Source organism: Streptomyces scopuliridis (assembly GCF_042790125.1).
Lineage (GTDB): Bacteria > Actinomycetota > Actinomycetes > Streptomycetales > Streptomycetaceae > Streptomyces > Streptomyces scopuliridis_A.
Genome location: NZ_JBHTZS010000038.1, coordinates 1 through 10,848, shown reverse-complemented (window position 1 = coordinate 10,848; position 10,848 = coordinate 1). Strand labels below are relative to the sequence as shown.

The 10,848-nt window shown below is 72.1% G+C and carries 9 protein-coding genes and 2 pseudogenes; 8 read left to right on the top strand and 3 right to left on the bottom strand.

What is annotated here, in order from left to right; genetic code table 11:
- Positions 1-31: 31 nt before the first annotated feature.
- Positions 32-778 carry a ZIP family metal transporter gene (locus ACFRKB_RS34290; protein WP_365974063.1) on the bottom strand — a complete coding sequence of 249 codons (747 nt, stop codon included), beginning with the start codon at positions 776-778 and terminating at the stop codon, positions 32-34.
- 120 nt (positions 779-898) lie between these two features.
- On the opposite strand from ACFRKB_RS34290, the pseudogene ACFRKB_RS34285 reads away from it, so the two are divergent.
- The 3 genes and pseudogenes from ACFRKB_RS34285 to ACFRKB_RS34275 form a co-directional block, all read left to right on the top strand.
- Positions 899-1,306, top strand: a pseudogene (locus ACFRKB_RS34285) (cobalamin biosynthesis protein); the annotation flags it as partial.
- A gap of 300 nt (positions 1,307-1,606) precedes the next feature.
- The gene (cobC, locus tag ACFRKB_RS34280; protein ID WP_383110522.1) at positions 1,607-2,665 is read left to right on the top strand and encodes an Rv2231c family pyridoxal phosphate-dependent protein CobC; all 1,059 of its coding nucleotides are present in this window, start codon (positions 1,607-1,609) and stop codon (positions 2,663-2,665) included.
- Between the two features lie 28 nt (positions 2,666-2,693).
- Positions 2,694-3,146, top strand: a pseudogene (locus ACFRKB_RS34275) (DUF4037 domain-containing protein); the annotation flags it as partial.
- Between the two features lie 202 nt (positions 3,147-3,348).
- On the opposite strand, the gene ACFRKB_RS34270 reads toward ACFRKB_RS34275, so the two are convergent.
- Complete coding sequence (locus tag ACFRKB_RS34270) at positions 3,349-4,278, bottom strand: SCO1860 family LAETG-anchored protein (protein WP_383110521.1); 930 nt, start codon at positions 4,276-4,278, stop codon at positions 3,349-3,351.
- A gap of 337 nt (positions 4,279-4,615) precedes the next feature.
- Positions 4,616-5,707 (bottom strand): amidohydrolase family protein, encoded by a 1,092-nt coding sequence (locus ACFRKB_RS34265; protein WP_383110520.1) that lies wholly within the window; start codon positions 5,705-5,707, stop codon positions 4,616-4,618.
- 165 nt (positions 5,708-5,872) lie between these two features.
- On the opposite strand from ACFRKB_RS34265, the gene ACFRKB_RS34260 reads away from it, so the two are divergent.
- From ACFRKB_RS34260 to thpD, 5 genes are all read left to right on the top strand, one after another.
- Positions 5,873-6,988 carry a pyridoxal-phosphate-dependent aminotransferase family protein gene (locus ACFRKB_RS34260; protein ID WP_383110519.1) on the top strand — a complete coding sequence of 372 codons (1,116 nt, stop codon included), beginning with the start codon at positions 5,873-5,875 and terminating at the stop codon, positions 6,986-6,988.
- Positions 6,989-7,390: 402 nt separating this feature from the next.
- Complete coding sequence (ectA, locus tag ACFRKB_RS34255; protein ID WP_383110518.1) at positions 7,391-7,930, top strand: diaminobutyrate acetyltransferase; 540 nt, start codon at positions 7,391-7,393, stop codon at positions 7,928-7,930.
- A gap of 194 nt (positions 7,931-8,124) precedes the next feature.
- Positions 8,125-9,393 carry a diaminobutyrate--2-oxoglutarate transaminase gene (ectB, locus tag ACFRKB_RS34250; RefSeq protein WP_383110517.1) on the top strand — a complete coding sequence of 423 codons (1,269 nt, stop codon included), beginning with the start codon at positions 8,125-8,127 and terminating at the stop codon, positions 9,391-9,393.
- A gap of 73 nt (positions 9,394-9,466) precedes the next feature.
- Complete coding sequence (locus tag ACFRKB_RS34245; RefSeq protein WP_129769662.1) at positions 9,467-9,865, top strand: ectoine synthase; 399 nt, start codon at positions 9,467-9,469, stop codon at positions 9,863-9,865.
- A 2-nt stretch (positions 9,866-9,867) separates the two neighbouring features.
- Positions 9,868-10,764, top strand: coding sequence for an ectoine hydroxylase (thpD, locus tag ACFRKB_RS34240; RefSeq protein WP_383110516.1), 897 nt, complete (start codon positions 9,868-9,870; stop codon positions 10,762-10,764).
- Positions 10,765-10,848: the final 84 nt, after the last annotated feature.

Below are 10,848 nucleotides of genomic sequence, written 5' to 3'. Positions count from 1 at the left end.
GTGCGGGCCCGGGTGGAGCGCGCGCCACGGGTCAGTCGGCGACGCCGACCACCACCCAGATGAAGCCCACGCCGAGGACCGTGCACAGCAGCGTGGAGCGCGCCGGGTGGTCGTGGTGCGCCTCGGGCAGGATCTCGGCGGCGGCGAGATAGAGCAGAACGCCCGCGAAGAAGCCGAGGTAGCTGCCGAGCGCTTCGGCGGGGAGGGTGAACAACAGGGTGGACGCGGCGCCCAGCACCGGCGCGATCGCGTCCGCGACCAGCATCGTGATCGCCCTGCGCCGGTCGTTCCCGTACAGGCTGGTGATCGTGTACGTGTTGAAGCCGTCGGCGAAGTCATGGGCGATGACGGCGAGGGCGACGGCGGTGCCCATGCCGCCGCCGACCTGGAAGGCCGCGCCGAGCGCGATGCCGTCCATCAGGCTGTGGCCGACCATGGCGGCCGCGGCCGTCAGCCCCACCTGGGGCACCCGCTCGCCCGCCGGATGCCCCGGGCCGTGCGGGTCGCCGCCGTGGGACGCGCGGCGCACGGCGAGCAGACGTTCCACCAGATGGGCTACGAGAAAGCCGCCGACGAACAGCAGCAGTGCCTGCGGCACGCCCAGGATCTCGCTGCCCGCGGCGTGCATCGCCTCGGGCAGCAGATCGAGTCCGACCACGCCGAGCATCAGTCCCCCGGCCAGGCCCAGCACGAGATGGCGGCGGTCGGTGACGCGCTGCGCCGTCCAGCCGCCGAACAGCGTCATGAGGAACGCGCCGAGCGCGACGAACACCGCCATGGGCCCTTGCATAGCCGATCGGACGGGCATTTCGCACATCCGCGGCGCGGGCCGGAACACCTGGGGCGCGGGCCGGAACGTCCGGGGCGCGGGCCGCAGCGCCTGGGCCGCGAGCAGGAGCCGAGGCTCGTCGTGGGGGTGGGCGCGCGCTCCGGGGTGTCCGTGGCGGAGGTGCTCGGGCTGATCGGGACCACGCTGCGGGAGTCCGGGCTCTCGCCGCGCTCCGTCGTCGAGTTGGCGACGGTCGAGAGCAGGACCGGTGAGGCCGGGATCGCCGGGGCGGCGGTGCGGCTCGGTGTCCCCCTGAGGGGGTATCCGGCCGCGCTGCTGGCGGCGGTCCCCGTACCGAATCCGTCCGGTGCGCCGCTGGCGGCGCTGGGGACGCCGTCCGTCGCCGAGGCCGCCGCGCTCGCGGGCGGGGGCGAACTCCTCGTACCCAAAACGAAGTCGGGCTCCGGCACCGGCCCCGCGTCGGTCACCTGTGCCGTGGCGGATAGGAGCCACTCGGAGTGGAACCGGCCGGGGCGGAAATGATGTCGGTGTTGACGGCACACAGAGAGCCGGACACGGAGCAGACAGAGAACAGATGGAGAGCAGCGGCCTCGCGGCAGAGCGCGGACCGTGTGGTGACGCCCCGGGACGCCCGGTGGCGGGAGAAAAAGGAGAGGAGCCCGGTGATCCGCGTCGTCCAGTCCATCGAGAACAGCCGGGGAGTGACGTCCCGGCAGCGGGGATCGCGGTCGCTCCGCCGGCTGTCGCTTTCCCGGCCGTCGTCGGCCCCGTCGCACACGCCGGACGCCATATCCGGCGCTGACCCCCGTGACTGCCATGTCTACGCGCGCTGACAGCCACGACCTGCGCCATCACGGCGACGCCGAAGTACGGGACGGAGCCGCGGGGCTGATCGATCTCGCGGTCAATGTCCGTACGGGCACGCCCCCGGAGTGGCTGCGCGCGCGCATCGCCGACTCGCTGGCCGGGCTCGCCGCGTACCCCGACGGGCGGGCGGCCCGCGCGGCGGTCGCGGCGCGGCACCAACTGCCGGTGGAACGGGTGCTGCTGACGGCGGGGGCGGCGGAGGCGTTCGTGCTGCTGGCCCGCGCGGTGCCGGCCCGTCGGCCCGTGGTGGTCCATCCGCAGTTCACCGAGCCGGAGGCGGCGCTGCGGGACGCGGGGCATGAGGTACGGCGGGTGCTGCTGCGCGTGGAGGACGGCTTCCGGCTGGATCCGGAGGCCGTGCCCGACGACGCGGATCTGGTGGTGCTCGGGAATCCGACCAATCCGACGTCCGTGCTCCACCCGGCCGAGGCGATAGCGAAGCTGGCCCGTCCCGGCCGGACGCTGGTCGTGGACGAGGCGTTCATGGACGCGGTGCCGGGCGAGCCGGAGGCGCTGGCCGGGCGCATGGACGTGCCGGGGCTCGTCGTGCTGCGCAGCCTCACCAAGACCTGGGGGCTGGCGGGCCTGCGGATCGGCTATGTGCTGGCCGAGCCGTGCACGGTCGCGGCGCTGGAGCGCGCGCAGCCGCTGTGGCCGGTCTCGACGCCCGCGCTGGCGGCGGCGGAGGCGTGCATGTCGGCCGCCGCGCTCACGGAGGCGGAGCAGGCGGCGTGCCGGATCGCGACGGAGCGCGCGCATCTGCTGGCCGGGCTCGCGGAGTTCGAGGAGGTGCGGGCGGTGGAGACGGCGGAGGGGCCGTTCGTACTGATACGGGTGAAGCGCGCGGACGCGGTGCGGGCCAGGCTCCGCACGCTGGGCTTCGCCGTCCGGCGCGGGGACACCTTCCCGGGGCTCGGCCACGACTGGCTGCGGCTCGCGGTCCGCGACCGGGCCACGACGAACCGTTTCCTCCAGGCCCTGGACCAGGCACTGACGGCGGTCGGCTGAGTCGCGCCCCGATATTCGTCGGTTCCCGGGTTCGGCGGTGGTCGCGGGCCAACTGGTGCGCGATCTCATGCGGCTGTCTCTGCTCCTGGAGCAGCGGTACGCGCCGTACGGCAAGTGGCTGGGCAGCGCGTTCGGACGGCTGGACGTGGCCGGCGGTCTGCTGCCGTCGCTGCGGCGGGCGCTGGCGGCGACGGAGTACCCGGAGCGGGAACGCGGGCTGTGCGCGGCGTACGAGACGGTGGCCGCGCTCCAGAACGACACCGGGCTGGCCGCACCGGTGGATCCGGCGTGCCGGAGCTATCACAGCCGGCCGTTCCAGGTGCTGCACGCCGAACGGTTCGCGCGGGCGCTGGCGGCGACGGTCACGGATCCGGAGCTACGGGGACGGCCGCTGACGGGCGGCGTGGACCAGTGGGCGGACAGCACCGACTTCCTGAACCTCACGGAGCCGGTGCGGGCCGCCACCCGGGCGCTCGGGTAGCGGCCGGGCGCCGCTGCCCCGCCGGAAGGCCCGGGGGCCGGAAGCGCCTCCCGCCCCCGGCCCCCGGACCGCCCCTGGCCCCCCGGACCATCCCTGGACCGCCCCCGGGACCCCCGGACCGACCCCGGGGCCGCCACCGGCCACCCGGACCGACCCCCGGCGACCGGCCCCTGGGCCGCCCCCGCCCCCCGGACCGAGACGGTCAGCGCCGGCGGGCCGCCCTCGCCAGCAGCAGCGCTCCGCCGCCCGCCCCGAGCAGCGCCACCGCGCCGCCCGCCAGATACGGCGTCATGGAGTTGCCGCCCGTCTCCGCGAGGTTCTCCTCGACCGGCTCCGCCACGGTCTGCGGCTTCGTATCCGCCTTCGCGGGCGCGGACTTCTCCGGTTCCGGCGTCGCCGTGGCCGCGGGCGCCTTCGGCGACTCGCAGGTGGCCCCGGCCAGCGTGACGGTGCCCTCGACCTCCGCGACATTCAGCTTGAGCGGGTTGATCGACACCCGCAGTTCAAGGGCGCTGGCCGCGGCCGTACGGGACGTGGTGCGCGTCTTCGAGAGATCCAGCGTCACCTCGCCGACACCCGGCACCTCGACGCGGGTGGGACCGCCCGCGGAGAGCGTGACGCGCTTGCCGAGCACGGTCACCTGGCCGAGCAGCTCCGACTCGGCGACCGGCCGCTTCCCCGCCTCGCAGACCGCCTTGGAGGTGACCTCCTGGATCTCGATGAGCGAGAGCAGCGGCAGTCCGGGCACATGCACCTTCGCGTGGGCGAGGTTGCTGTATCCCTCCGCCTTGTGCGCGTCGGCCGTGGCCCTCGCGGTGGCCACGTCGGCGCGCAGCACGGTGAAGGCCCTGCCCTGGTCGACCCCGTCCAGCTGGACGCTGAGCGTCGTCTTGTCCGCGCTCGCGGGCGCCGACACCTCGTTCAGCGCGGCCCGCAGGGGCACGTTGAGGGTCTTGTTGAGCAGGGACACGTCGAGGCCGGTCCTGAGCACGACCGCCGTCGCCCGCCCGTCGCCCGCGCCCTCGGTGGCCCGCGCCGGAGCGGCGAGGAGCAGAGGGCCCGCCGTCAGTGCGCCGGCGGCCATCAGGGCGGCGGCACGGCGTGCGGGCATGCGGAAGGTGTTGCTGTTCAAGATGTGGAACCCCCACAAGAGATTTGGCGTCGCCGGACCGCCCAACGGGGACACGGGGCGGTGGCGACCGAGACACCGGAATCTTTACGCACGGAGAGTGAACCGGCAGACACCTGGGGTGAGTTCACTCCAAAGTGGGGTTTCCGGGTTCATATTCGATTCTTGTGGCACATGAGTTCCTCGGGCCCCCTGGGTGACGGCGCGTCAGGGGGCCGGAACGGTACGGGGGGCACCCCGCCCGGGAGGACGTGAGGGAGTTCAACGACTCCGACCGCCGCGCGTCACGCCTCCGTCAACCGGGCGCCGCTCCCGCCCAGTTGATCGTCACCGCGCCCGGTCAGCCGACGATCCGCCCGTTCAGTACGATCCGCCGCGGCGCCGCCAGGACCCGTACGTCCGCGCGCGGATCCTCGCCGTACACCACCAGGTCGCCGGGCGCGCCCTCCTCCAGCGACGGGCGGCCCAGCCACTCGCGCGCGCCCCAGGTGGTCGCCGAGAGCGCCTCCAGCGGCGGGATCCCCGCCTTCGTCAGCTCCTCGACCTCGCCCGCCACCAGACCATGGGCCAGTCCGCCGCCCGCGTCCGTGCCGACGAAGACCGGGATGCCCGCGTCGTAGGCCGCGCGCACGGTGTCGTAGCGGCGCTCGTACAGCCGGTTCATATGCGCCGACCAGCGCGGGAACTTGTCCTGCCCGCCCGCCGCGAGCCGCGGGAACGTGGCGATGTTGACCAGCGTCGGGACGATCGCGACGCCGCGCTCCGCGAAGAGCGGGACGGTGTCCTCGGTGAGCCCGGTCGCGTGCTCGATGCAGTCGATGCCCGCCTCGACGAGATCGCGGAGGGCGGCCTCGGCGAAGCAGTGCGCGGTGACCCTGGCCCCGAGCCGGTGCGCCTCCGCGATGGCCTCCTCGACCTCGGCGCGCGGCCAGCAGGCGGTGAGATCGCCCGCGTCGCGGTCGATCCAGTCACCGACGAGCTTCACCCAGCCGTCACCGCGCCCGGCCTCCCTGGCGACATACGCGACCAGGTCCTCGGGCTCGATCTCATGGGCGTAGTTGCGGATGTAACGGCGGGTACGGGCGATATGGCGGCCCGCCCTGATGATCTTCGGCAGATCCTCGCGGTCGTCGATCCAGCGGGTGTCCGCGGGCGATCCGGCGTCCCTGAGCAGCAGGGCGCCCGCCTCGCGCTCGTCGAGCGCCTGCTTCTCGCTGGTCGCCTCGTCGACCGCGCCGTGATGGTCGAGGCCGACATGGCAGTGGGCGTCGACCAGGCCGGGCAGCGCCCAGCCCTCGACCGTGAGGACATCGCGGGCGCGCGCCGGCCGCTCGTAGGTGATCCGGCCGTCCACGACCCACAGCTCGTCCCTGGCCTCGTCGGGGCCGACGAGCACCCGTCCCCTCACCCGCAGCACCGTGTGATCACTCATGAGCAGCACTGTACGAGGCCGTGAGTACCCTCGACCGGGGAGTTCCGCACATCTGTCCGGCCCCCGTCCTCCGCCCGTCCCGAAGCCCCGCCCACACGGGCGGCGCACCGAGCCCACCGCCCCACCGAGCCCACCGAGCCCACCGAAGACAGAGAGAGCACCGCCGTGACACACCCGCTGCTGGACCTGCCCCCGCTGACCGCCGCCCACTTCGCCGCCATCGAGCGCCGCGTGGCCTCGCTCCTCGCCACCGAGAACGATGTCGTGATCATGCAGGGCGAGGCGCTGCTGCCGCTGGAGGGCTGCATCCGCGGCGGCGCGGGGCCCGGTTCCACCGCGCTGAACGTCGTCACGGGGCCGTACGGGCAGACCTTCGGGAACTGGCTGCGCGACTGCGGCGCGGTGGTCGTGGACCTGGAGGTGCCGTTCCACACGGCCGTGACCGCGGAGGCGGTCGAACGGACGCTGGCCGCCCACCCCGAGATCGACTTCGTCTCGCTGGTGCACGCGGAGGCGGCGACCGGCAACACCAACCCGGTCGCGGAGATCGGCGAGGCGGTACGGGCCCATGGCGCGCTGTTCATGCTGGACGCCGTGGCGTCGGTGGCCGCCGAGCCACTGCTCACCGACGCCTGGGGGGTGGATCTGTGCGTGATCGGCGCGCAGAAGGCGATGGGCGGTCCCGCCGGGGTCTCCGCGGTGTCCGTGAGCGGGCGCGCCTGGGAGCGGTTCGCCGCCAACCCCCGGGCTCCGCGCCGCTCGTACCTCTCGCTCCTCGACTGGAAGGAGCGCTGGATCGACGGCGAGCGCCGGGCACTGCCGCACGCGCCCGCCCAGCTGGAGATGCTGGCGCTGGAGGCGTGTGTGGAGCGCATCGAGGCGGCCGGCCCGGAGGCCGTGATGGCCCGGCACGCCTCGGCGGCCGCGGCCACCCGCGCGGGCGCGCTGGCGCTGGGCGGCGGGCTGGCGCCGTTCGTCCACGAGGCCGCCGAAGCCGCTCCGGTGGCCACCACGCTCCGTACCCCGGCCGGGGTGGACGCCGCCGACGTGGTGGCGAAGGCGCTGGCCGCCGATCCGGCGCTGCCGCTGGTCGCGGGCGGCGGGGCGCTCGCCGCGGAGATGATCCGGGTCAACCACTACGGCGCCGACGCGACCCCCGCCGCGGTGCGGTCCTCGCTGCTGGCGCTGGGCGCGGCGCTGGACGGCTCCGGAGGCGCGGTGGATCCGGAGGCGGCGGTGCGGGCGGCCGACGAGGCATGGCACGGCCGGGCCGTGTCCTAGGGCCTGTCCCAGGCGCGCGGAACCCATGGCCGCCCCGACCCCGGAATCAGGAATCATATGTGGTCGCGGTATCCATAAATTGAAGAGGGCATTAATTCGCGAATACGGGAAGATACTTTATCGCGAGCAGCTTCCCGTATTCGTCTGCCCGCATTTCCCTGCCTTAAACACCAAGATTTCATCAGGGTCCGCGGCGCCATTGCGCGCACCTCTCCTGAGCGTTACGGATATGTGACCGAGTCCACAAATCCGCCCGTTTCACCCCGCCATATCGGTACATTTTACCCCGATTTCCCGTCGGCGCACCCGGTGCCACCCGCCCGCGCGATAACACAGCCCGGCCTCTCACCCAACCCCTGGCCAAGATGCATCTTTTGAATTTGCTGGGTAAATTCAATCCGTATGACCGCCGCACAAGCAGACCTTGCAGGCGCCCGAAGCGAATTCCCCCGATCCTTCACGACCGACACCCCACGAGTGGAGGACGGAGCCGCGATCTGGCGCATCGCCCGCGACTCCGAGGTCCTGGACCTCAACTCCTCGTACAGCTACCTGCTCTGGTGTCGTGACTTCGCCGCCACCTCCCTCGTCGCCCGTGACGAGGCGGGATCCCCGATCGCCTTCGTCACGGGGTACGTACGGCCGGAGCGCCCCGAGGCGCTGGTTGTCTGGCAGGTGGCCGTCGACGCGGGCCACCGGGGCCGCGGCCTCGCCGGCGCCCTGCTCGACGAGCTGACCGCCCGGGTCACCGAGGAGCGGGGCATCACGGCCGTCGAGACGACCGTGACCCCCGACAACACCGCCTCGGACCGGCTGTTCACCGCGTACGCCGCACGTCACGGCGCGGTGCTCGAACGCGAGGTCCTCTTCGACGGCGGGCTGTTCCCCGACGGGGTGCACCAGCCGGAGGTGCTCTACCGCATCGGACCGCTCTCGCCCTGAGATCGCCCGCGTACGCCCGCGCCACGCCGCGCGCCACGCCACACCGCGCCGAACCGCGCTGAGCCATGGCACGCCACGTCGCGCCGCGTCACGACGCGTACGCCGCGTACGCCGCGCGGAGCGTCCGAGCCCCGAGCACACTCCCGCTCTCTCCCATCACCGCACTCGCACACCCGAATCGGCAGGAGACCCCCGTGACCATCACCCCGCCCGCACTGAGCGTTTTCGAGACCCTTGAGTCCGAGGTGCGCAGCTACTGCCGCGGCTGGCCCGCCGTGTTCGACCGCGCGCAGGGCGCCCGCCTCACCGACGAGGACGGTCATGGCTACCTCGACTTCTTCGCCGGCGCCGGCTCGCTCAACTACGGCCACAACAACCCGGTGCTGAAACGCGCGCTGATCGACTACATCGAGCGTGACGGCATCACGCATGGCCTCGACATGGCGACGACCGCGAAACGCGCGTTCCTGGAGTCCTTCCAGAACGTGGTGCTCCGGCCGCGTGACCTGCCGTACAAGGTCATGTTCCCCGGACCCACCGGCACCAACGCGGTCGAGTCCGCGCTCAAGCTCGCCCGCAAGGTGAAGGGCCGCGAGTCGATCGTCTCCTTCACCAACGCCTTCCACGGCATGTCGCTGGGCTCGCTCGCCGTCACCGGCAACGCGTTCAAGCGCGCCGGGGCCGGTATCCCGCTGGTGCACGGCACCCCGATGCCGTTCGACAACTATCTGGACGGCCAGACCCCCGACTTCCTCTGGTTCGAACGGCTGCTGGAGGACCAGGGCTCCGGGCTGAACAAGCCCGCCGCCGTCATCGTCGAGACCATCCAGGGCGAGGGCGGCATCAATGTCGCCAGGCCCGAGTGGCTGCGCGCGCTGGCCGATCTCTGCCACCGCCAGGACATGCTGCTGATCGTCGACGACATCCAGATGGGCTGCGGCCGTACCGGCGCCTTCTTCTCGTTCGAGGAGGCCGGCATCACACCGGACATCGTCACGCTTTCGAAGTCCATCAGCGGGTACGGGCTTCCCATGTCGCTGTGCCTGTTCACCCCGGAGCTGGACGTCTGGGAGCCCGGCGAGCACAACGGCACCTTCCGGGGCAACAACCCGGCGTTCGTCACCGCCGCCGCCGCGCTCACCACGTACTGGGCCGACGGCCAGATGGAGAAGCAGACCATCGCCCGCGGTGAGCAGGTGGAACAGGCACTGCTGGCGATCCGCGCCGAGAGCAGCGGCGATGTCCCGGACGTCCGGGGCCGCGGCCTGGTCTGGGGCCTGGAGTTCGAGGACAAGAGCCGCGCGTCCGCCGTCTGCGCCCGCGCCTTCCAGCTGGGACTGCTGCTGGAGACCTCGGGCCCGCAGAGCGAGGTCGTCAAGCTGCTGCCGCCGCTCACCATCACCGCGGAGGAGCTGGACGAGGGGCTGCGCACGGTGGAGCGCGCCGTACGCGAGACCGCCTGAGCCCCTCACCCCGTACCCCCGTACGGGCCCGCCCCGACCCACCACCACCTGAGAGAAAGGCACCGGAGGCACCGTGATCGTCCGATCGTTCAAGGACATCGAGAACACCGACCGCCATGTGAAGTCGGCCTCGGGCACCTGGGAGAGCAAGCGCATCGTGCTCGCCAAGGAGAAGGTCGGCTTCTCCCTCCACGAGACCGTCCTGTACGCGGGTACGGAGACGTCGATGTGGTACGCCAACCACATCGAGGCCGTGCTGTGCGTCGAGGGCGAGGCCGAGCTCACCAACGACGAGACCGGTGAGACGCACTGGATCGCCCCCGGCACGATGTATCTGCTGAACGGGCACGAGCACCACACGCTGCGCCCGAAGACCGACTTCCGCTGTGTCTGTGTCTTCAATCCACCGGTGACCGGGCGGGAGGACCATGACGAGAACGGTGTCTACCCGCTGCTGACAGAGGAGGGCTGACCATGACCACCACCCCCGTACGGTCCGATCTGTACCCCACGCGCGGCCTCGGCGAGGTGATCACCCCGCGGCAGGACCCCGTCGTCTGGTCGGCGCCCGGCGCCCCGGGCCCGGTCGCGCCGGACGATCTCGGACGCTTCGAGCGGGACGGCTTCCTCTCGGTCGAGCAGCTGATCGGCCCGGACGAGGTGGCGCTCTACCGCGCCGAGCTGGAGCGGCTGATCACCGACCCGGCGGTACGGGCGGACGAGCGCTCGGTCATCGAGCCCAAGTCCCAGGACGTACGGTCCGTCTTCGAGATCCACCGCATCAGCGAGATCTTCGCCGGGCTCGTACGCGACGAGCGGGTGGTGGGCCGCGCACGGCAGATCCTCGGCTCCGAGGTCTATGTGCACCAGTCCCGGATCAACGTCAAGCCGGGCTTCGGCGCCTCGGGCTTCTACTGGCACTCGGACTTCGAGACCTGGCACGCGGAGGACGGTCTGCCGAACATGCGGACCGTCTCGGTCTCCATCGCGCTGACCGAGAACTTCGACACCAACGGCGGCCTGATGATCATGCCCGGGTCGCACAAGTCGTTCCTGGGCTGCGCGGGCGAGACCCCGCGGGACAACTACAAGCAGTCGCTGAAGATGCAGGACGCCGGTACGCCCTCGCACGAGGCACTGACGGCTCTGGCCGACCAGCACGGGATCAAGCTCTTCACGGGCAAGGCCGGTTCGGCGACCTGGTTCGACTGCAACTGCATGCACGGCTCGGGCGACAACATCACGCCGTACCCGCGCAGCAATGTCTTCATCGTGTTCAACAGCGTGGAGAACGCGGCGGTGGCGCCGTTCGCGGCGCCGGTGCCGAGGCCGGACTTCATCGGGGCCAGGGACTTCACCCCGGTGCGCTGATACGTCGTGGCTGATGCGTCGTGCGCGCGTACGTCGTGGCTGACGCGTCGTGAACGCGCGGGGCGCGGGGCCGGTCGTCACGAC

What these genes read in the sequence shown, in the direction of transcription:
- ACFRKB_RS34265 (WP_383110520.1), bottom strand. Translation starts at nt 5,707, where the DNA reads ATGAGTGATCACACGGTGCTGCGGGTGAGGGGACGGGTGCTCGTCGGC.
- cobC (WP_383110522.1), top strand. Translation starts at nt 1,607, where the DNA reads ATGTCTACGCGCGCTGACAGCCACGACCTGCGCCATCACGGCGACGCC.
- thpD (WP_383110516.1), top strand. Translation starts at nt 9,868, where the DNA reads ATGACCACCACCCCCGTACGGTCCGATCTGTACCCCACGCGCGGCCTC.
- ectA (WP_383110518.1), top strand. Translation starts at nt 7,391, where the DNA reads ATGACCGCCGCACAAGCAGACCTTGCAGGCGCCCGAAGCGAATTCCCC.
- ACFRKB_RS34290 (WP_365974063.1), bottom strand. Translation starts at nt 778, where the DNA reads ATGGCGGTGTTCGTCGCGCTCGGCGCGTTCCTCATGACGCTGTTCGGC.